Genomic DNA, 21,157 nt, shown 5'->3' with positions numbered 1-21,157 from the left:
GGCCTCGGTGTGGTTCACTAGATGTTGTGGCTCACACGAGCTGAGACTTTTGAGGGAAGGGCATAAAAATGGCAGTAACGGTCTACACCAAGCCGTCGTGCGTTCAGTGCACGGCAACCTACCGCGCTCTCGACAGCAAGGGCATCGAATACGAAGTTCACGACCTCTCTGAGGACGAGGCGGCGCTGCAGGCAGTCAAGGAGCTTGGTTACCTCCAGGCGCCGGTTGTCGTGACCGACGACGAGCACTGGTCGGGCTTCCGCCCCGACAAGATCGCGGAGCTTGCTGGTCGACTTCTCTAACGCGAGGGTGTGAGGTCGCCGTGAGCAATCTGGTGTACTTCTCCAGCGTCTCGGGGAACACGCACCGCTTCATCGAGAAGCTCGGTGTCCCCGCGAAACGCATTCCGCTGTATGCGCGAGAAGAGCACTTGCAGGTCACAGAACCATATGTGCTGCTCGTGCCAACCTATGGTGGTGGACCCGCCCTCCGTGCGGTTCCGAAACAGGTGATCAAGTTCCTCAACGACGAGCAGAACAGGTCACTGATTCGGGGCGTGATGGCGGCGGGCAACACTAACTTTGGAGAGGCCTACGGCATTGCGGGCGACATTATCGCCCGCAAATGCCAGGTCCCTTTCCTGTATCGATTTGAACTCTTTGGAACACCGGACGATGTGACAGCCGTCCAAGAAGGATTGGAAAAGTTTTGGAAACAGCAGTGATGGAGCCGGGGCTTGAATCGTCGAAGATCAGCGAGATGGACTACCACTCGCTGAACGCGATGCTCAATCTGTACGACGCAGACGGCAAGATCCAGTTCGACAAGGATCGCGAGGCCGCGCGGCAGTACTTCCTGCAGCACGTCAATCAGAACATGGTGTTCTTCCACAACTTCGAGGAGCGCCTGCGCTACCTCATCGACAACGACTACTACGAGAAGGAACTGCTCGACCAGTACTCGACGAAGTTCATCGAGCAGCTCACCGACGAGGCATACGCACTGAAGTTCCGCTTCCCCGCGTTCCTCGGAGCGTTCAAGTTCTTCACGTCGTACGCGCTGAAGACGTTCGACGGCAAGCGCTACCTCGAGCGTTTCGAAGATCGCGTTGTGATGGTCTCGCTCGGGCTCGCTCAGGGTGACCAGGAGCTCGCGCGCGGCTTCATGCGCGAGATGATCTCCGGCCGGTTCCAGCCGGCGACCCCGACGTTCTTGAACATGGGCAAGGCGCAGCGCGGCGAGCTCGTCTCCTGCTTCCTGCTCCGTGTCGAAGACAACATGGAGTCGATCTCGCGCGGCATCAACTCCTCGCTGCAGCTCTCGAAGCGCGGCGGTGGCGTGGCGCTCTCGCTTTCGAACATTCGCGAGGCGGGCGCCCCGATCAAGAAGATCGAGAACCAGTCGTCGGGCATCATCCCCGTGATGAAGCTCCTCGAAGACAGCTTCAGCTACGCGAACCAGCTCGGTGCGCGTCAGGGCGCCGGCGCGGTCTACCTGTCGGCCCACCACCCCGACATCATGAAGTTCCTCGACACCAAGCGCGAGAACGCTGACGAGAAGATCCGTATCAAGACGCTCTCGCTCGGTGTCGTCGTACCCGACATCACCTTCGAACTCGCGAAGAAGAACGAGGACATGTACCTCTTCTCGCCGTACGACGTTGAGAAGGTCTACGGTGTGCCATTCGGCGACATCTCGGTGACCGAGCATTACTACGAAATGGTCAACGACTCGCGCATCTCGAAGACGAAGATCAGTGCACGTCACTTCTTCCAGACGGTCGCTGAGCTGCAGTTCGAGTCGGGCTACCCGTACATTGTGTTCGAAGATACGGTGAACAAGGCGAACCCGATCAAGGGCCGCATCAACATGTCGAACCTCTGCTCTGAGATCTTGCAGGTCAACACCCCGACCACATACAACGAGGACCTCAGTTACCGCGACATCGGCAAGGACATCTCCTGCAACCTTGGCTCGATGAACATCGCCATGGCGATGGACGGCGGCAACTTCGGCGAGACCGTCGACCTTGCGATCCGCTCGCTGACCGCAGTGAGTGACATGAGCTCGATCAGCTCGGTGCGCTCGATTGAAGACGGCAACGCCCAGTCGCACGCCATCGGCCTCGGCCAGATGAACCTGCACGGCTACCTCGCTCGCGAGCACATCCACTACGGTTCAGAAGAAGGCATCGACTTCACGAACATCTACTTCTACACGGTGCTGTTCCACGCGCTCACGGCGTCGAACAAGATCGCGATTGAGCGCAAGCAGGTGTTCGGCGGCTTCGAGGATTCGAAGTACGCGTCGGGCGAGTTCTTCGATAAGTACACCGACGAGGTGTGGGAGCCCGCGACCGAGCGCGTTCGCGAGCTCTTCGCCGACGCGGCCGTTGCGATCCCGACGCAGGAAGACTGGCGCCAGCTGAAGGCAAGCGTCATGGAGCACGGCATCTACAACCAGAACCTGCAGGCTGTGCCGCCGACCGGCTCGATCTCCTACATCAACAACTCGACGAGCTCGATCCACCCGATCGCCTCGAAGGTTGAGATCCGTAAGGAAGGCAAGCTCGGTCGTGTGTACTACCCGGCGCCGTTCATGACGAACGACAACCTCGAGTACTACGAAGATGCGTACGAAATCGGCCCCGAGAAGATCATCGACACCTACGCAGCGGCAACGCAGCACGTCGATCAGGGTCTCTCGCTGACGCTGTTCTTTAAGGACACGGCGACGACGCGCGACATCAACAAGGCGCAGATCTACGCATGGCGCAAGGGCATCAAGACGATCTACTACATCCGCCTTCGCCAGCTCGCGCTCGAGGGCACTGACATGACCGAGTGCGTCAGCTGCATGCTGTAACTCCTCGCGAGCAAGAACGGGGCGTCCTTCTTCGGAAGGGCGCCCCGTTTGCGCGTTGTTCGGTGCGACCTGATCCTGGCCGGGGGCGACTGATGGCGCTGGCTTCCTCACCGGGGTCGCGTGCAAGCTGCGCATGGCCGTATGCAAATTGCGCAGATTTGCCCGAAATCTGGCGTGAAGGCCGGTAGACCCAGTGAAATGGAGTGTTGCCCGCGCGTAGAGGCGCGGCGTACTCGGATTGACATGGGGGAGTCGAGATGAATGTTCCAGGAAAAGTGCTTGCCGCATGCGTTGCGGTGGGCTTGCTCTCGGGGGGCCTCGGCGCTGTCGCCGCGACCGCAATTTCGAGTGGCGGCACGCTGCGCGAAGGAAGCCCGATGCAGGGATGCCTCAGCGCGGCTGATGGGACGCTGACGCTCGCTGACGCGGGTGACACGTGCGGCAGCGGCCTCGTGCCAGTGGCGTGGCAGAGCGCCGAGCCCGGCACAGATGGCGCGGACGGTGTGGATGGCGCGGATGGCAAGGCCGGCGCTCCAGGGAAGAACGGCGCCGCTGGGGAGCCTGGATCTCACGGACGCGATGGGGCGGCTGGAACTCCCGGCGCGTCAGGGGAGCGGGGGGCTGCAGGAGCGCAGGGCAACGCCGGCGCTGCCGGAGCACGGGGAGCAAACGGCGCTGCCGGGCCCGCCGGGGCGGCGGGCCCGGCAGGAACCCAGGGCGCGGACGGGGCTGACGGCAAGGACGGCGCCGCAGGTAAGGACGGCGCCGCAGGCAAGGATGGCGCGGCAGGGCTCGATGGCGCGGCAGGCAAGGACGGTGCGGCTGGGCGCGACGGTGCTGACGGTGCAACTGGCGCGGTTGGCGCCCAGGGCATTCAGGGCATTCAGGGCATCCAAGGCATCCAGGGTGAGCGTGGTGAGAGGGGCGCGGCCGGTACCACCGGTGCGGCGGGCAAGGATGGCGTCGCCGCGTGGGACTCCGTCTCTGAATGGAGCCCGACGGCAACCTACACCGCGGGCCCGCCGACTTCGCTCGTCACCTTTGAAGGGTCGACGTACGTGGCCGCACGATCGTCAGTCGGGGCCGCGCCTGCGGCGTCGCCCTCTGACTGGATCCTGATCGCGGCAGCTGGGCTGAAAGGCGAGCGTGGTGAGAAAGGTGAGACAGGTGCGGCAGGCGCTGCGGGGCGAGACGGCGTAGACGGAGAGGCTGGCGCGCAGGGAACCGCTGGTGCCCAGGGCGCGCAGGGCATCCAAGGCATCCAGGGGCTCGCCGGCGTCGCCCCCTGGGCATTTGTTGGCTCGTACGACGCCGCGGCAGAGTACTCGGGCATTGCTCCTGCAAGCGTCGTCGAATTCGAAGGGTCGACGTATGTTGCCACTCGCGACGAGAGCTTCTCTGGCGTAGCTCCAACTGACACAAGCGCCTGGGCGCTGCTCGCGGCGAAGGGCGCGACCGGTGCGACAGGGCCGCAGGGCTTCCCGGGGTCAACGGGCGCGGCAGGAAACAGCGACCTGCAAAGGCTCTTCGGCACGAACACGCAGCGGGCAGCCGCGGGCCGCGCCACCGAGTGCATGGTCGGCTCGGTGCTCCTGACCGCTGGCGTGGTGGCGGACGGGATGCCAGCCAACGGGCAGGTACTCTCCATCCAGAGTTTCTCGGCGCTGTACTCGCTGTTCGGGAACACTTATGGCGGAGACGGTAGAGCTACGTTTGCCCTGCCAGACATGCGCGGGCTGGCACCAAACAATATGACGTATTCCATCTGCGTGAACGGCATCTACCCGATGCGCGACTAGGCCACATTATGTTGCGGTGCGTGTGCTTGCGCACCACAACATGTAGTTGAGAATCTCTCGGAGCGGCGCAGACATTGGTTGGGCGAAACGGGTAGGATTTGAGGGTGCCTCGGCGGCATTCGCGCGCACAGCGCGGAGCCCCGAGTTTGCCACCAAACTTCGCGTTTCGCCCTGGCCGGGCGTGCGGTGCGAGTAAGTGAGAGAGCAGAGGGAATCGATGAACTTCAAGCTGGGCCATGCAGTTCAGGCAATTAACTGGAACCGCATCGAGGACGAGAAGGACCTTGAGGTCTGGAACCGTCTGGTGAACAACTTCTGGCTCCCCGAAAAGGTGCCGCTCTCGAACGATGTGCAGTCGTGGGCGACGCTCACCCCTGATGAGCAGCTGCTCACCATGCGGGTCTTCACCGGGCTGACCCTGCTCGATACGATCCAGGGCACCGTCGGCGCTGTTTCGCTGATCCCCGACGCGATCACCCCGCATGAGGAGGCCGTCTACACGAACATCGCGTTCATGGAGTCGGTGCACGCGAAGAGCTACTCTTCGATCTTCTCGACGCTTGCGTCGACGCAGGAGATCGATGACGCGTTCCGCTGGTCGACGGAGAACACGGCGCTGCAGAAGAAGGCCCAGATCATCGTCGACTACTACGAGGGTGACGACCCGCTGAAGCGCAAGGTTGCATCGACGCTGCTCGAGTCGTTCCTGTTCTACTCGGGCTTCTACCTGCCGATCTACTGGTCCTCGAAGGCGAAGCTCACGAACACCGCAGACCTCATCCGCCTCATCATTCGCGACGAGGCCGTGCATGGCTACTACATCGGCTACAAGTACCAGCTTGCGGTCGCGAAGGAGACCCCCGAGCGTCAGGAAGAGCTCAAGGAGTACACCCTCGCGCTCCTGTACGACCTCTACGAAAACGAGATCCTCTACACGCAGGATCTGTACGATCCCGTAGGCCTTACCGAAGACGTCAAGAAGTTCCTTCACTACAACGCGAACAAGGCGTTGATGAACCTCGGCTACGACCCGATGTTCCCGAAGGAAATGACCGACGTGAACCCGGCGATCCTCTCGGCGCTCTCACCGAACGCTGACGAAAACCACGACTTCTTCTCTGGCTCGGGTTCGTCGTACGTCATCGGTAAGGCTGAGGCCACCGAGGACGAGGACTGGGACTTCTAAAACCCGTACGTCGGCTTTGGGATTTGAGCCCCGCTCGCGATCTATCGTGAGCGGGGCTCACTGCATTGCCAGCAAGCCTCCAGCGCAGGGGGTTTCGCGGCGCAGCACAGGTTGGTAGCGTGGCCACATGACTACCCAGGCATCTAAGGCTCAGCGCCTCTCTGAACTGCACGCAGCACCCGAGATTCTTCGCGTCGTCAATGTCTGGGACGCGATCTCGGCGAAGGCCGTCGCGGCTCTGCCCGAGACGCGTGCGATCGCGACCGCCGGGCACTCGATTGCGGCCACGTTTGGCTACGCCGACGGGGAGATTCCCCTCGAACTCACCCTTGACATGGTTGGGCGCATCGTTGAGGCTGCCGGTGACCTGCCCGTGAGTGCAGACCTTGATGCGGGCTACGGCGACGCGGGTGAGGTCGCACGCCGCGCCATTGGCGTTGGTGCTGTCGGCGCAAATATCGAGGATCGACTGCGGCCGCTGTCGGAGTTCGTCTCCGAGATCGAGGCGGTCGTCGCGGCTGGGGCAGTCGAAGGCGTGCCGTTTGCTCTCAATGCGCGCACCGACGCGTTCGTGCGCGCGGGCGGACGCCCGCTCGAGGAATCCATCGCCGACGCAATCGAGCGCGGCCGCGCGTACCTCGCTGCCGGCGCAGACGTCGTGTTCGTCCCCGGCGTGCTCGACGCCGACACAACTCGCAAGCTCGTTGATGGCATCGGAGAGCGGAAGATCAGCGTCATTGGGCTGCCGGGCGCGCTCACTGCGGGCGAGTACGAGGAGCTCGGGGTCGCCCGCATCTCCTACGGGCCGATGACCCAGCGGGTCGCGCTGACCGCGTATCAGGATCTCGCGATCGATCTCTACGCTGACGGAGCCATTCCGGCCTCGGTGCGTCCGCTCAACTGAGCTGGCGTTCGAGCCCTGGATCCAGGCATCGCTCGAGGGTGCGTATGAGAGGCCCGCGGTGGCGGGCTACTCGTCACTCTTCGTGGGTGAGGGACTCCACAAGAAGCGACTCCGCGCGCCCTAGGTGTGTTGTGAGGTGCTCGCAGGCAGATTCTGCGTCGCCGAGCTGAAGCGCGGCGAGGATGCGGGAGTGCTCATCCCCGATCAGGTCGGGGTGCAGCAGCTGCCTGCCCTGGACCTGCGCCATGCAGAGTCGAACCTCTGACAGGATGCGTCGGTACGATGCGCTCATGCGAGCGCTATCGAGGGCGTCGATGATCGCGAGATGGAACTCGAGATCGTGGTCGATGATTTCACTCGGGTGTTCGGCCCGTAGCGCCCGGATGTGTTCGTTCGCGATTCGCGCTCGCTCTGGCGCGTGAAGTGTCGAGGCGAGGTCCCGCAGCGCCGCCGATTCGAGCCTTCTCCTGGCCTGGTAGATGTCGTGCACGTCTTCGGTGTCGATTGTCAGCACGCGGGCGCTTCTGTTCGCAGTCCGTTGGAGGAGGCCCTCGGCAGTGACCTTCTCGATTGCGGCCTTCGCGCTTGGCCTTGCGATGCCAAATTCCGAAGCGACGAGCGCCTCAGTGACAGCGGCACCCGGCGGGAGTGTGCCCGCAAAGATCGCTTCTCTTAACTGAGCCGCGACTGCATCGACCACGCCGCGGATCTGAAGCGCGCTGCCGAACCCGGGGAGCTGTGGCGGTGGGGCGGTCATGTCAGTAGCGTATCGCATCGTCATCCAGGTATAGTTGTCAGACAATCCTTGAGGCAGGGGTTGGTTCGGATTCGAGCCACGGATGCGCTTTGCCTCGCACGGCGACGACGCGTCTGGAACGAAGGGGTTCACGGCATGACTTCAACGGTACGGATCGATTCCCCGTTGCGCCGCTTGACGAGTGGGGCAACCGAGAAGTTGACTCGGTCAATCGATCGTTTTTCGTACGCGCACGACGCCTCGCACTATCTGCTGGTCCCACACGAAGTGCTCGTTCCCCAGGACGCCGAAGGGGTTGCGGAGATATTTCAGGCGGCGAGTGAAGCCGGGGTGAGCGTGACGTTCCGCTCCGGGGGCACCAGCCTGTCTGGGCAGGGCGTGAGCGGCGAGATTCTCGTCGATACCCGGCGTAACTTCAGGGACATCCGAGTCGCTGACGGCGGAGTGCGAGTGGTCGCCGAACCTGGCGCGACCGTTCGCCAGGTGAACACCAGGCTCCTTCGGCATGGCCGCAAGCTCGGGCCAGACCCGGCGAGCGAGATTGCCTGCACGATTGGCGGGGTCATCGCGAACAACTCCAGCGGAATGGCGTGCGGTATCGAAGCCAATAGCTATCAGACCGTCGAGTCGCTCCTGCTTGTGCTGCCGAGTGGCACGATTCTCGACACCGGCGACCCGCACGCGTCAGAGCACTTGCGTGAGCAGGAGCCTGAGATCTTTGCAGGGCTCGCCGAGCTTCGTGATGAGTTGCGCGCGAAACCCGAGCTCACCGCCAGCGTGCAGGCATTCTTTGCGATGAAGAACACGATGGGATATGGCATCAACGCGCTGCTCGATTTCGATGACCCGGTGCGTATCCTTGAGCACCTCGTGATCGGAAGCGAAGGGACCCTCGCGTTCGTCGCGGAAGCGCGGTTTGCGACGGTGCCGATCCTGCCCGCTGTCGCAACAGGACTGCTCGTCTTCCCCTCGCTCGCAGTGGCTACAGCCGCGCTGCCGCGCCTGGTTGAAGTTGGGTTCGCGACGATCGAGCTTCTTGACTCGACATCGCTTCGTGTGGCGCAGGGACTGCCGGATGTGCCGACAACCATCACTGACATTTGTGTCGAGCAGCAGGCGGCATACCTCGTGGAGATTCACGCCGGTGACGCTGACGAGTTGCGCCGCCGCAGCGAGCGAGCGGTTCGTGCGCTTCAGGACCTCGAGTTGCTCACGCCCGCCACGCTCACGGAAGACCCAGGAGAGCGTGCGTCACTCTGGCATGTGCGGAAGGGGCTCTATACGGCTGTTGCGGGGGCCAGGCCCTCAGGGACGACGGCGCTCCTCGAGGATGTTGTCGTGCCTGTCGATCGCCTGTTCGCGACGTGCGAAGGGCTCGCCGAGTTGTTTGCTACGCACGGTTACGACGATGCCGTCATTTTCGGACACGCGAAGGACGGCAACATCCACTTCATGCTGACCGAACGTTTCGATACCGAGGGCGGGGTTGCCCGCCACAAAGGGTTCGTCGAAGACATGGTCGAGCTGATTCTCTCGCAGGGGGGCTCCCTCAAAGCAGAGCATGGGACTGGCAGGGTGATGGCGCCCTTCGTTCGGAGGCAATACGGCGACGAGCTCACAGATCTCATGTGGGCGATCAAGCGACTCATTGACCCGAGCGGGTTACTGAACCCGGGTGTCGTGCTCTCAGAAGAAGCTGACTCGTACCTGCAGCACCTCAAGCTGTCGCCCAAGGTTGAACCGGAGGTCGATCGCTGTGTTGAATGCGGATACTGCGAACCAACATGCCCGAGTAAGGATCTCACGCTGACGCCGCGCCAGCGGATCGTTCTGCGGCGCGATATCGCGGCCGCTGAGGAGCGCGGTGACGCGGCGCTCGCCGCAGAGCTGAAGGACTCGTACGAGTACGACGGCGTGCAGACCTGCGCGGTTGACGGCATGTGCGGTGTCGCCTGCCCAGTCGGCATCAATACGGGAGATCTCGTTCGGCGACTGCGATCAGAATCAGCCGGCAGAGTCGAATCCGCAGCGTGGGGCGCTGCTGCAAAACACTGGGGCGTAGTCACCTCGATTGGCGGCGCGGCGCTTACTGTGGCGAAAGCCACGCCTGCGCCGATTGTTCGCGGGGTGACGCAAATCGGGCGTGCGCTGCTTGGCAGCGACCGAGTGCCGCTCTACGATGCGGGCCTCCCGAGGGGCGGAAGCTCGGCCAAGAAGGATCCCGGGCTGGGGAGCACCGACGCTCCTGCCGAGGTCGTGTTCTTCGCGGCCTGTATCGGTGAGATGTTCGGGCCTGCCACTGACCATCCGGGGTCCAGGAGCGCGCTTCGTTCAGTGCTCGACCGGGCGGGGATCCCATACGCGGTGCCTTTGGCGGACAGCGGCCTGTGCTGTGGCACCCCGTGGAAGTCGAAAGGGCAGGTGGAGGGCTATGGCCTGATGTCGGAGCGCACGCTCTCAGCCCTCTGGCAGGCGAGTCGCGAGGGGGAGCTGCCCGTCATCTGCGATGCGGCCTCGTGCACCGAGGGCGTGGAAGTCATGTTGCGTGCGGCGCTCGAGGATCACCCGGAGTTTCGGCGGCTGCGCGTCGAAGACGCAACGACGTTCGTCGCCCGTGAGGCGCTCCCGAAGCTGACCCGGACACTGAGCTTCGCTCGCATCGCGGTGCATCCGACGTGTTCGACGACAGCACTTGGCGCAACGTCATCACTCACTGCGATTGCGGAGTTTGCAGCTGACGAGGTCTTTGTCCCCGATGAGTGGGGGTGCTGTGCGTTCGCCGGCGACCGCGGCATGCTGCATCCAGAGCTCACTGAGAGCGCCACTATGCGTGAAGCCGAAGAACTCCGCGAGGTGCACACGCAACTCGGCGAGTTTGATGCCTACGTGTCTGCGAACCGCACCTGCGAGATCGGCATGTCTCGGGCAACCGGCAAACGGTACAGGCACGTGATTGAGCTACTCGAAGAGGCAACGCGCTAGCGGCCGCCCGCCGTGGTGACCGCAGACGAAGAAGGGAAAGCTGGATGCCGATTGTGTCAGCCATTGTCAGACTGATTGAGCTGAAGGAGGCTGATGTCGACTACGCGCGACCGGGCGCTGCGCCGGTTGCGATCGAAGACGCGAGACGGTTTCACGAGGCCGACATTGAAGCCTTTGCGCCCATGGTGTCGCGTGATGCTGTTGCAGCTCCGACCCCAGCTCAGATCCCTGGCCCGTTCGGCCTGATCCCTGCTCGCCTGTACCGGCCAGTGAACGCCGTGAGCCAGGCGACGCTCGTCTGGTACCACGGTGGCGGGTGGGTGACAGGCAGCATTGCAACCGCTGACGCTCTCGTCCGAGCGCTGTGCGCGAGGGCACGCGTTGCGGTGCTTGTCGTTGACTACGCCCTCGCCCCGGAACATCCGTGGCCCGCAGCCCTGAATGACGCGACAGCTGCCCTCCACTGGGCGTGCGAACACCGCGCTGAGCTCGGCGGCGAGGGCCCGGTGATCGTCGGCGGAGACAGTGCTGGAGGAAACCTCGCCGCGATTCTCGCCGTGACGGAGCGTGAGCGTGCCGAGGGGCAGGTGCTGCTGTACCCAGTTGTCGACCTCGACGTCTCGCCGGGGCGCTATCCCTCTCGCGTTGAGAACGGTGTCGGGTGTTTTGTTGAGTGGGCTGACATCGTCTGGGCAATCGAGCAGTATCTCCCAGACGGTACTTCCCCGGATAACCCGCTGATCAGCCCCATCGCTTCAAGTCGGCTTGCAACTGCGGCGCCTGCAATCATTGCCGCCGCAGAGTACGACCCTCTTCGCGACGAGAACCGTGCGTATGCGGCGCGACTTGCCGCAGCCGGGGTCGAGGTCGACTACCTGGAGTTCGCCGGGCTCGTACACGGTAGCTACGACATGATGAGTGTCGTGCCAGAGGTCGACACCGCGATCGACGAGATCTCAGACGCACTCGGCGCGCTTGTTGCGTCACTGCGTGCCGAGGCCTGAGCCTTGGCGCTTTGCGCGCCGAGTGTGTCCCGTGCTCACATCTCGCTACTCGAGAAACAGTGAAGCGCCACCCGTGTACTTCTTGATCTCGTCGCGATCCCACGAAATGCCGAGTCCCGGATCGGAAGGAATGTCGAGGAGCCCATTCTCGTCGAGGCGCCAGCCGTCTTCGACGATGTCGTCGATGTATGCGGAGCCTGTGCAGTACTCCACGAGGTCTGTGCGCGGCAGCGCGGCTGCAGTGTGCAGGTCTGCAGCGAGGCCAACCGCCGTATTCCAACCGTGTGGAATGAGGCGCATCCCCGCTTCCTCGGCTCGCCTGCCGACCGCGAGGGACTCGTCGAGGCCGCCCACTTTGGTGACGTCTGGTTGGATGATGTCGAAAGCGCGGGCGTCAATGAACGGCGTGAAGCTCTGGCGGCGCGTCAGCGTCTCCGCGCCGCTGATGGGCACCCTTGAGTGTTTGGTGAGCTCAGTGAAACCGGCGAGATCATCAGGTGAGAGCGCCTCCTCGAACCAGGCAACGCCGTAATCGTGGAGCATGTGTGAAGTGTTGAGTGCCCACTTGTAGCCGTGGGGCCAGAATCCGTCGCTGCCGCCCGCGTCGACGGCGAGTAGGGCGTCAGGGCCAACTGCTTCGCGTGCTGCGGCGACGATGCGCTCGTCTGTCGCCGCGCTGTCTCTGCCGAAGCTGCCCCAGCCGATCTTGAATGCGCGAAACCCCTCTGAAGCGTATCCCTCGAGTCGTGGCACCATGACGCTCGGTTCATCCATGAGCAACGAGGCGTACGGGCGAACCTTGCTCCGGTGATCGCCGCCGAGCAGGCGGCTGACAGGGAGGCCGGCATGTTGACCGAACACGTCCCAGAGCGCCATGTTGATGCCGCTTATCGTGTGCGTGATGGAGCCGCCGCGGCCCATCCAGAACGTTGCCTGGTGGAGCCTTTCGGTCATCGCCGACGGAGAGTCAAGCTCCTCGCCAACGAGCAGATCTCGCAGCACTGAGAGGGATCCTGCGACGAGATCCTGGTGAGTGAATACACTTCCGAGCCCCGTGAGGCCGTCATCCGTGTGAACTGCAATAAGCGTGTGCAGTGAGTCATTTGGATTGAGCTCGTTTGCCCACCCGCCTTTGGGGGTTGCGCCGATAAGCCCCGCGCTTACTACGTTACGAATCTTCATTGATAGGAACACTTTCTCTCGTCGCGCTCTCATCGTCGAGAGCTGGGAAGTCGCAGTACTTGATGCAGGATAACAGTTTTAAAACGTGATTGTTAACAGTCGACAGTCTACGCTATGATCGGTACTCGGCAGCCGTTTCACGCCTGCCAACGTCCAAAAGTTCAATGACGAACAGGAGTTTTGCAATGAGGCTAGAACGAGTAATGCGGGGGCGGTGGAAGCTCGCGGGAATCGCGGTGCTCGCATCGGCGGCCCTGACGCTGAGCGCATGCAGCTCGCCCGCCACCGAGGGAGGAAACACCGGTGAAGGCCGTGGCGGTCAGATCATCGTCGCCAACGCTGAGCCTCCGACGGCTGCCTACTGGGACCCGGCTGCCTCGTTCGGGCTTGTCGACGAGCAGGTTGCATCGCTCGTCTATGACACGCTGCTTTCGATGGACGCACAGGGCAAGATCGGCCCAAACCTGGCGACCGAGTGGGAGTGGGTCAGTGACACTGAGATGAAGCTCACTGTGCGTACGGACGCTAAGTTCCACGACGGTACCCCGGTTACCGTAGACGATGTCGTCGCCTCCCTGAACCGCCTCATGGTCCCAGGGAGCGAGCCCCTCGCGAAGTCAATCTTGCTCACTGCGGGTGAAGCGAGCGCAGAGGGCGACGTTGTGACTGTGCGCACGGAGCAGCCGTTTGGCCCGCTCGAGAACTCCCTTGCAGCCGTGTCGATCCTTGCGAAGGCCGACATCGAATCGCCAGAGAACTTCAAGAGCACGGCAAACGGGAGTGGCCCGTACAAGTTTGTCTCGTACTCGAACGACGACATCACGCTCGAAGCGAATGCTGACTACTGGGGTGGGGCTCCGAAGAACGACGGTGTCGTACTTCGCTACATCGCCGATGCTGACGCGCGACAAAACGCGCTGCTCGCAGGCCAGGTAGACATCACCACGCGAACCGGCCCGAACTACGTCAACGCTGTCAAGGACAACAGCGACATCACTGTTGAATCAGTGTCGCCCCCGTCGCAGATCGTGATGATCTACCAACACAATGGGCCGCTTGCGGACGTCAAGGTCAGGCAGGCGCTTGCCTATGCCGTGGATCGAGAAGGCATCGCTGCAAGCATCATGCACGGTGTCAACCCTGTCGGTTTCAACGCGATCCCGACGACACTCGACAGCTACGAGCCGGCGAATGAGAAGTTCGAGTTCAACCCAGAAAAGGCGAAGAGCCTGCTTGCTGAGGCAAGTAAGGCCGAGGGGCTAAAGCTGACGATGGCGACGAGCACCCTCGTCCCCGGCCAGCTTGAGATTGACCAGGCGATCGCGCAGAACCTCAAGGATGTTGGTATCGAGGTTGAAGTGACGCAGCTTGAGGTGGGTGAGTTCCGCACGAGCTACCCGCAGTATGACCTCAGCATGAACACGCTTGCATCGTTCAACAACGACCCAAGCTTCATCCTTGCAACGTTCACCGGGGCGACTGGTGAGGCAGTGTTCAACATGGCCGACCCGAAGGTTGACGAGCTTGTGGGCGCGCAGAACTCCACGGTGGGCGACGCGCGTAACGCGGCAATCAACGCTGCGGCGACGTACATGTGGGACAACCAGCTGACGCTGTGGCTGAGCGACGAGACGTGGACGACGCTCGTCAACAATCGAGTCACCGGGTACGAGCGCAATCCCCTCATTGGGGAGCCGCTTCTCCGTAACGCGTCAGTAGCCAAGTAGTACCCTCCCCGGAAGGTGCCGGGGGTTTTGCCAGGAGCCGAAGGAGGCACCCACTTTGAGATATGTACTTTCACGTATCGGACAGGCCGCAATCGTTGTCTGCGTGATCTCGGTGGGAGCCTTCTTCGCGCTCCGGCTGACTGCCGGTGACCCGGCCCGCATCCGCGGGCAAGTCTTCACGCAGGAGTCAGTGCTGCAGGCCTATCGCGAACAGTTCGGCACTGACAAACCCATCATCACGCAGCTCTTCACGACGATCGGTGGCATGTTCCGGGGTGACTTTGGCACAAGCTTTCGCTACGAAGTTCCAGTGCTTGAGATCCTGCTCCCAGCCCTGAGCAACACGCTGCTGCTCGGCGGTATCGCGCTCGCAATTTCGTTCGTTCTCGCGACAGTCCTGGGTACGCTGTCGGCTCGAAACCCAGGCAGCCTCGTCGCGCGCTTCAGCTCGCTGCTTGCGATTATCGGTCAGAGCGCGCCTCTCTTCTGGGTATCGCTGCTTTTGATCTCGGTGTTCGCGATGAATTTTGCCTGGCTTCCTCCCGGCGGGCTCGACAGCTGGAAGAGTCTCGTGCTCCCAGTCATAGCGCTCACGCTGAGCATCCTCCCCTCCCAGATGCGCGTGCTCATCAGCGGGGTGCGCAAGGAGCTGGGTGAGGACTACGTGCGATCCGCCCAGGCCTTCGGTCTCTCTGAGACAAAGATTGGGTTCGTGTATGTCTACCGAAACGCAGTCCTGCCGCTCATGACTGTAATCGGTGTCGACATGGGAACCGTTCTCGGTGGTGTCATCGTCGCTGAGATGGTCTTTAACTATCCAGGCCTCGGAAGCGTGGCGCTCAACGCGATGAACGCCCGTGACTATCCCCTGATCCAGGGAGTGACGATCATCGCGGCAATTACGTTCGTGCTCATCAACCTCATTGTTGATCTGCTGTACACCGTGGTGAACCCCCGTGTCCGGCTTGGAAAGGCTGCATGATGAAGACGAAGAACCGGGCATCAGCGGTTGCCCTGACAACCCCGCTGTTTTGGGTCAGCTCAAGCGTGCTTGTCGCCATCATCCTCATGTCGTTCGTTTGGCCGTTTTTCTTGCCTGACCCGAACGCGCAAGAACTTGCGTCGCGGCTACTCCCGCCGCTCAGCGACGGGCATCTGCTCGGAACCGATAGCCTCGGGCGTGACCTGCTGAGCCGGATCGTCAATGGCGGCCGAATTTCGCTGCCTGTTGCGCTCATCGGCATGACAGGGTCGATCGTCATAGGCGTCTTGGCTGGCCTGCTTGCAAGCTCGTCGCAGCCAGGAGTGCGCTGGACGGTTGAGCGACTCATTGACGTGCAGATGGCGCTGCCCTACGTGATCCTCGCGATCGTCATTGTGAGCGCGGTCGGGACCTCGCTCGGCGTGCTCATTGTCCTCATGATGCTCGCAGGCTGGGCCTCTGCCGCACGCGTTGTGCGTTCGGTCGCAGTTGGTGAGCGAGCGAAAGACTACGTGCGGGCGGCCGAGATGGTCGGCGCCGGCGGCGGGAGAGTGCTGTTTCGCTACATCGGACCGACTGTGCTTCCCGTCGTACTGACGATCGCACCACTCCAGGCCTCCGCGATGATTGTGATGGAGTCGACACTGTCGTTCCTCGGACTTGGTATCCAGCCGCCAACCGCTTCGTGGGGTGGCGTGCTCCTCGAAGGCAAGTCGTACATGGCCGACGCCTGGTGGCTAACTACGCTCCCAGGCATCATGATCGCGATTACCTGCGCGGCAATGATTGGGCTCGGCACTTCACTCGAGGCGATCGTTCGCAAACGCCAGAAGCTCCGCGCGGTCGATAGCGGAGCTGAAGACCCACTGAATGCGGAGCAGAACGCGGCGCCCGACGGCCCGCTGACCTCGGCAAATCGCGTGATTGAAGGGATGTCCTCGCTGTGACCAATATCCAGGGCGCCGTCCCCATTATTGACGTGCAGGGCCTCTCGGTTTCGCTCGGGTCTGTGTCGCCCGATGCGCCCGCGCTCGTGCACGAACTCGACCTGCAAGTGCGACCCGGCGAATGTGTCGGGCTCGTTGGCGAGTCAGGATCAGGCAAGTCCCTCACTGGGCTCACGACAATGGGCCTGCTCCCCGAGGGGCTCCATGTTCGCTCGGGTGAGGTTCGGTTCATGGGAGATGACCTGACCGCGCTCACCGACGCTGAACTGCGCAGGCTTCGCGGTGCGGAGCTGTCGATGATTTTTCAAGATCCGTCAGCAGCGCTGAACCCGACTCGCACAGTCAAGAAGCAGCTCGTCGACGTCTTGCGGGCGCACGGGACGATGACGAAGAAGACGGCGGAGGAGCGTGCGATCGAGGCGCTCAACGACGTCGGGTTTCCAAACCCTCGCGAACGATTCAACTCGTTCCCGTTCCAACTTTCAGGCGGGCTCAAGCAGCGTGTGTGCATCGCTATGGCGCTCGCATGCAAGCCCCGCTTTGTCGTTGCAGATGAGCCGACAACGAACCTTGATGTGAGCGTGCAGGAGGGGATTCTCAACCTGATTCGTTCACGGATCGAAAGCGATGGCTTTGGCTGTCTCTTCGTGAGCCACGACCTTGGCGTCATTGGCGCCGTCGCAGACAGGGTGATGGTCATGTATGCGGGCCAAATCGTCGAGTCGGGCCCGGTTGAGAGCATTCTGAATAATCCACAGCATCCGTACACACGAGGTCTCATCGACGCCGCACCGACGCTCAACAGCACCAAGGCTGAACCGCTCAAGCCATACACGGCAGTGCGGCCACGGATGTCTGCAACCCGCCAGGCGAGCACCATGAAGTCGGTTGACGGAAGCGTCGAGCACGTGGTCAGAGTGCCGACAGAGACGAGAGGGGCCTCAGATGGTTGAGATTTTGCGAGGCGAGCACCTGCGGCGAGAGTACCGGATCCCCGGCCAGCGGGCTCCGCTTGTGGCAGTCGACGACGTGACGTTGACTGTGGCGTCTGGCGAGATTGTCGGGCTCGTCGGAGAGAGCGGGTCGGGTAAGAGCACAGTCTCACGCATGCTCGTTGGCATCGAGCACGTGACCTCAGGCGAGCTCTACTTCAACGGGACCCAAGTGCGCACTCGCGGTGATTTCCGAACGCTGAGAGACGACGTCCAGTACGTGTTTCAGGATCCGTACGGATCGCTCGCGCCGCACCTGACAGTGCGCCAGACTGTTGGAGATTCGCTCGACCTGAGGGGAGAGGGAAGCCCGAAGGATCGCGACGCTCGAGTTGCTCAGGTTCTCGAAGAGGTGGGGCTTCGTGCTGCAGACGCACAGAGCTATCCGGCTGTGTTCAGCGGTGGCCAGCGCCAGCGCATTAGCCTCGCTCGTGCGTTGATTATGCAGCCGCGCCTGATTATTTGTGACGAGATCACCTCCGGGCTCGACGTGTCGGTACAGGCGCAGATCCTGAACCTGCTGCTCGAGCTTCGCGACAGGCTCGACGTCGCCTACATCTTCGTGTCGCACGACCTTCGCGTGGTGAAGTATCTCTCTGACCGGATCATTGTGATGAAGCAGGGACAGATCGTCGAAGAAGGAAACGTTGACAAGATCTTCGCGGCCCCTACAGCGCAATACACGCGGGACCTCATCGCGGCGGTTCCACATTTCGATCCAGCTCGTGGATCAGTAGACGTTCTCTAACACTGAGAAAGAAAGAGTGAAGACGATGAAGGTACTAGCAATTGGGGCCCACCCCGATGACATCGAGAACTTCTGTGCGGGCACCCTGATCCTGCTCGCTGACGCCGGGCACGAGGTGTTTGTCGCGATCGCCACGAAAGGGGAGATCGGACACCCGACCGGCACGAAGGAGGAGATCGCCGAGATGCGGCACGCTGAGGCGCTCGCGGCATGCGAGCTCATCGGGGCGAAGCTCATCTGGATGGGCTACGACGACGAATTCTTGTTCAGCAACAGGGAAACCCGACTGAGCTTCATCGACGCGATCCGCGAGGCGCAGCCGGACCTGATGTTCATTCTGAGCGAGCAGGACTATCACCCCGATCACCGGATCGCGGGCACGATTGCTCGCGACGCGAGGATCCCGGCGAGCGTGCCGCTGATCGAAACCGCGTTCCCGCCTGCAGAAGTTCCCACGACATTCATCATGGATACCTACCAGGGTCAAAACTTTGTGCCCGAAGGCTACGTCGACATCACTTCAGTGATTGAACGGCGCAAGGAGATGCTCGCGCAGCACGTGAGCCAGGTAGCGTGGATGGAACGGATCTTCGAAACTGACATGGACGATGACTCGACCCGTATGGCGCAGCAGCGCGGGCGCGAGGCCGGCGTGCAGTTTGCAGAGGGTTTCCAACTTCTGGGTGACCATCCAAGGGTTGGAGGATGGGAAATGTTGCCGAATGTGATCGGAGTGAACTGATGGCCAAAGAGCAGGAAGCGCGCGTGCTGCGTGACCGCCTGACGATCTCGCAGGAGCTGACTGACATTCTGCGAGGCAGGGTGATCCGAGGCGAGATTAGCCCGGGGGCACGCATCGCGGAGGAGTCGATTGCCAAGGAATTTGGGATCAGCCGCGGCCCCGTGCGCGAGGCGTTACGGCAACTCGAGAAGGACGGGTTGATCGTCGTTGAGGCGTTCAAGGGGGCGATCGTCGTCGAGATCTCAGACGCCGACTTGCGGGGGATCCTACTTCCAGTGCGGTACGTACTTGAGAAGTTCGCGCTCGAGGGCGCGCTCAGGGTGCTGCAGCAACGCGACATCGATGCGCTGCAGCACATCATCGATCAGATGACAGAAACCGTGGAGACTGGCGGCCCAGAGCAATTGCAGAAGCTCGTCGATCTGGACGTCGAGTTCCACTCGTACATCATCAAAATGTCTGACGATTACCACGCTGAGCAGTTGTGGTCGACGATCGAGCCGCGCATTCGTGCGGGGTTTTACCAGCTTGGGTCGCTTCACGAGCACCCGGGAATCATTGTGGACGAGCATGTTCAACTGCTTGCGGTGATCCGCGGCGGAGACCTGACGGCCGCGCTCGAGATGCTTGATGAGCATGTTCTGGCATCGCCGATTCGGCTGCTTGGGCGAAAACAAGGCAGTGAGGGTCGCAGTGACTGAGCCGACAGTCATCTACCGCAGCCTCCACGATACGCACGTGCTCGTGAGCGGTGGCGGCAGCGGCATTGGTCTCGCCACCGTGAGCGCGCTGCTCGCTCAGGGGTGCCGAGTCTCGGTTGCCGATGTGGCACTCGACGCTGTTGAGGCGCTCCGCGACGAGGTAAATAGTGACCGTCTGAGCACCTCACGTGTGGATGTGACAGACACCGCGAGCGTTGACGCCTGGGTGTTGGCCGCCTGCGAAGAGTTCGGTGCGCCGAACGGGCTCGTTGTCTCTGCGGGAATCGAGCCCGAGACTGACGCCGCCGTAGACAGTCTCGCTGATGCCGTGTGGCACAGGGTCGTCGACGTGAACGCAGGCGGCACGATGCGTGTCTCCCGCGCCGCCGTCGGCGCGATGCTCCGTGCGACGCCGGGATCGGCAAGCGTCGTACTTATTGGCTCGCCGACAGGCCATTTCGGAATGGAACTCGGACACCACGCGTACAGCGCGAGCAAGGCAGCCGTAACAGGGCTTGGCCGAGTCATGGCGAACGAGTACGCGGCTCACGGTATTCGTGTGAATGTTGTCTGGCCTGGGCTCATTGATACTCCGATTAACGATTTCGTGATGCGCGACGAGGCAAAGCTCGAGCAAGAAGTTCAGGCGATTCCGCAGCGCCGAGTCGGGCGACCAGCTGAAATCGCCGCGATGAGTCTCTTCTTGTTGAGTGATCAGGCTGGCTACTGCACCGGCGGGGTCTTCACTGTTGACGGCGGATTGACCGCGGTATGACTGCGACACGAGCTGAACGTGTACTTGGCGCGCCTCGCGGCACGCTACTCGAAGCGCCGATATGGTCACCGGACACTGGCACGCTTTCGTGGGTCGATATTCAATCAGGGCGCCTGTTCCTGCTTGATCCGGTGCTCGGAGGCGTGAAGACCTACGAGACTGGCGTTGCGCCACTCGGCGCCGCGCTCCCGCGACTCGGCGGCGAGTTTTCGCTCATCGGTGGCGAGGGGGTGTACCTGTGGCGGACTGATGCGCAGAGCTTGGGCGCACCCGAGGCTTTGTTTAGCGGCGGCGAGCGGGGGCTCATCTCGAACGACGCGCGACGCGATCCGTGGGGGCGGCTGTACGTCGGAAGGATGGCGGCTGACGAATCTGTGGGGGCCGGCTCGCTCGTCGCGATTGAAGGCGGGGGTGAGCAGCGAGTCGTCGCAACCGGCCTGACGATTCCGAACGGGCTTGCATGGAGCCCAGACGGGGCGTGGCTCTTTTTCGCTGAGAGCATCGAGCAGCGCGTCTACCGTGTGCCGACGAGCGCTGCGGGCGAACGATGGAGCGAACGGGAGGTGCTCATCGAATACGCCTCGGAACTGCCAGATGGACTTGCAATTGGCCCAGACGGCAACCTCTGGGTCGCGTGCTACGGGGCCGGCAGAGTGGACAGGTTCTCGCTTTCTGGCGACAAGTTGGGTGAGTTTTCCCTCCCTGTGTCTCAGATCACCGCGTGCGAATTTGTTGGCAGCAACCTGTACGTGACCACGGCCGCTGAGGGCTTCGGCGACGACGACTGGGAACGCGAGCCTCTTGCGGGCTGCATGTTCGTTATCCGCGCCGCCATCGCGGAGACGTGACAGTGGGCCGCCGCAT

Annotated in this window: 19 protein-coding genes; 17 read left to right on the top strand and 2 right to left on the bottom strand. The window is 62.3% G+C overall.

Going from position 1 to position 21,157, the window contains the following annotated elements; all coding sequences use genetic code 11:
- Nucleotides 1–68 precede the first annotated feature (68 nt).
- The 6 genes from nrdH (at nucleotide 69) to ACF07D_RS05905 (ending at nucleotide 6,754) form a co-directional block, all read left to right on the top strand.
- Nucleotides 69–302, top strand: a complete 234-nt coding sequence (nrdH, locus tag ACF07D_RS05930; RefSeq protein WP_119282668.1) for a glutaredoxin-like protein NrdH — start codon at nucleotides 69–71, stop codon at nucleotides 300–302.
- 20 nt (nucleotides 303–322) lie between these two features.
- A complete protein-coding gene (gene nrdI / locus ACF07D_RS05925; RefSeq protein ID WP_119282669.1) occupies nucleotides 323–724 on the top strand; it encodes a class Ib ribonucleoside-diphosphate reductase assembly flavoprotein NrdI in 402 nt (133 codons plus the stop codon).
- Complete coding sequence (nrdE, locus tag ACF07D_RS05920; RefSeq protein WP_391504359.1) at nucleotides 724–2,865, top strand: class 1b ribonucleoside-diphosphate reductase subunit alpha; 2,142 nt, start codon at nucleotides 724–726, stop codon at nucleotides 2,863–2,865. The genes nrdI and nrdE overlap by 1 nt, the downstream gene beginning before the upstream one ends.
- Before the next feature lie 257 nt (nucleotides 2,866–3,122).
- A complete protein-coding gene (locus ACF07D_RS05915; protein ID WP_391504260.1) occupies nucleotides 3,123–4,664 on the top strand; it encodes a tail fiber protein in 1,542 nt (513 codons plus the stop codon).
- A 217-nt stretch (nucleotides 4,665–4,881) separates the two neighbouring features.
- A complete protein-coding gene (gene nrdF, locus ACF07D_RS05910) occupies nucleotides 4,882–5,850 on the top strand; it encodes a class 1b ribonucleoside-diphosphate reductase subunit beta (protein WP_119282672.1) in 969 nt (322 codons plus the stop codon).
- Between the two features lie 127 nt (nucleotides 5,851–5,977).
- Nucleotides 5,978–6,754 (top strand): isocitrate lyase/phosphoenolpyruvate mutase family protein, encoded by a 777-nt coding sequence (locus ACF07D_RS05905; protein ID WP_255808497.1) that lies wholly within the window; start codon nucleotides 5,978–5,980, stop codon nucleotides 6,752–6,754.
- Between the two features lie 73 nt (nucleotides 6,755–6,827).
- Here ACF07D_RS05905 and ACF07D_RS05900 read toward each other — a convergent pair whose 3' ends face one another.
- Nucleotides 6,828–7,511 (bottom strand): GntR family transcriptional regulator, encoded by a 684-nt coding sequence (locus ACF07D_RS05900; protein WP_391504259.1) that lies wholly within the window; start codon nucleotides 7,509–7,511, stop codon nucleotides 6,828–6,830.
- Nucleotides 7,512–7,646: 135 nt separating this feature from the next.
- On the opposite strand from ACF07D_RS05900, the gene ACF07D_RS05895 reads away from it, so the two are divergent.
- Both ACF07D_RS05895 and ACF07D_RS05890 read left to right on the top strand, forming a co-directional pair.
- The gene (locus ACF07D_RS05895; RefSeq protein ID WP_391504258.1) at nucleotides 7,647–10,493 is read left to right on the top strand and encodes an FAD-binding and (Fe-S)-binding domain-containing protein; all 2,847 of its coding nucleotides are present in this window, start codon (nucleotides 7,647–7,649) and stop codon (nucleotides 10,491–10,493) included.
- Nucleotides 10,494–10,537: 44 nt separating this feature from the next.
- Nucleotides 10,538–11,497: an alpha/beta hydrolase gene (locus ACF07D_RS05890; protein WP_391504257.1), complete on the top strand. Its 960-nt coding sequence runs from the start codon at nucleotides 10,538–10,540 to the stop codon at nucleotides 11,495–11,497.
- A gap of 45 nt (nucleotides 11,498–11,542) precedes the next feature.
- On the opposite strand, the gene ACF07D_RS05885 is transcribed toward ACF07D_RS05890, so the two are convergent.
- Complete coding sequence (locus tag ACF07D_RS05885) at nucleotides 11,543–12,679, bottom strand: mandelate racemase/muconate lactonizing enzyme family protein (protein WP_391504256.1); 1,137 nt, start codon at nucleotides 12,677–12,679, stop codon at nucleotides 11,543–11,545.
- A 185-nt stretch (nucleotides 12,680–12,864) separates the two neighbouring features.
- Between ACF07D_RS05885 and ACF07D_RS05880 the strand changes: the two genes are divergently transcribed.
- The 9 genes from ACF07D_RS05880 to ACF07D_RS05840 are packed head-to-tail and all read left to right on the top strand — an operon-like array spanning nucleotide 12,865 to nucleotide 21,141.
- Entirely contained in the window at nucleotides 12,865–14,406 is a 1,542-nt protein-coding gene (locus ACF07D_RS05880; protein WP_391504255.1) for an ABC transporter substrate-binding protein, read from the top strand.
- 55 nt (nucleotides 14,407–14,461) lie between these two features.
- Nucleotides 14,462–15,388 carry an ABC transporter permease gene (locus ACF07D_RS05875; RefSeq protein ID WP_391504254.1) on the top strand — a complete coding sequence of 309 codons (927 nt, stop codon included), beginning with the start codon at nucleotides 14,462–14,464 and terminating at the stop codon, nucleotides 15,386–15,388.
- Nucleotides 15,385–16,335: an ABC transporter permease gene (locus ACF07D_RS05870; protein ID WP_119282679.1), complete on the top strand. Its 951-nt coding sequence runs from the start codon at nucleotides 15,385–15,387 to the stop codon at nucleotides 16,333–16,335. The genes ACF07D_RS05875 and ACF07D_RS05870 overlap by 4 nt, the downstream gene beginning before the upstream one ends.
- Complete coding sequence (locus ACF07D_RS05865) at nucleotides 16,332–17,288, top strand: ABC transporter ATP-binding protein (protein ID WP_119282680.1); 957 nt, start codon at nucleotides 16,332–16,334, stop codon at nucleotides 17,286–17,288. Before ACF07D_RS05870 ends, ACF07D_RS05865 begins: the two co-directional genes overlap by 4 nt.
- Nucleotides 17,281–18,075: an ABC transporter ATP-binding protein gene (locus tag ACF07D_RS05860; protein ID WP_119282681.1), complete on the top strand. Its 795-nt coding sequence runs from the start codon at nucleotides 17,281–17,283 to the stop codon at nucleotides 18,073–18,075. The genes ACF07D_RS05865 and ACF07D_RS05860 overlap by 8 nt, the downstream gene beginning before the upstream one ends.
- Before the next feature lie 25 nt (nucleotides 18,076–18,100).
- The gene (locus ACF07D_RS05855) at nucleotides 18,101–18,817 is read left to right on the top strand and encodes a PIG-L deacetylase family protein (protein ID WP_119282866.1); all 717 of its coding nucleotides are present in this window, start codon (nucleotides 18,101–18,103) and stop codon (nucleotides 18,815–18,817) included.
- Nucleotides 18,817–19,518 carry a GntR family transcriptional regulator gene (locus ACF07D_RS05850; RefSeq protein WP_391504253.1) on the top strand — a complete coding sequence of 234 codons (702 nt, stop codon included), beginning with the start codon at nucleotides 18,817–18,819 and terminating at the stop codon, nucleotides 19,516–19,518. The genes ACF07D_RS05855 and ACF07D_RS05850 overlap by 1 nt, the downstream gene beginning before the upstream one ends.
- The gene (locus ACF07D_RS05845) at nucleotides 19,511–20,293 is read left to right on the top strand and encodes an SDR family NAD(P)-dependent oxidoreductase (protein ID WP_391504252.1); all 783 of its coding nucleotides are present in this window, start codon (nucleotides 19,511–19,513) and stop codon (nucleotides 20,291–20,293) included. Before ACF07D_RS05850 ends, ACF07D_RS05845 begins: the two co-directional genes overlap by 8 nt.
- Entirely contained in the window at nucleotides 20,290–21,141 is an 852-nt protein-coding gene (locus ACF07D_RS05840; RefSeq protein WP_391504251.1) for an SMP-30/gluconolactonase/LRE family protein, read from the top strand. Before ACF07D_RS05845 ends, ACF07D_RS05840 begins: the two co-directional genes overlap by 4 nt.
- The last annotated feature ends 16 nt before the right edge of the window (nucleotides 21,142–21,157 follow it).

The organism is Leucobacter sp. NPDC015123, from assembly GCF_043080205.1.
GTDB classification, from domain to species: Bacteria; Actinomycetota; Actinomycetes; order Actinomycetales; family Microbacteriaceae; genus Leucobacter; species Leucobacter aridicollis_A.
This window is presented reverse-complemented; position numbering and strand designations above follow the sequence as displayed.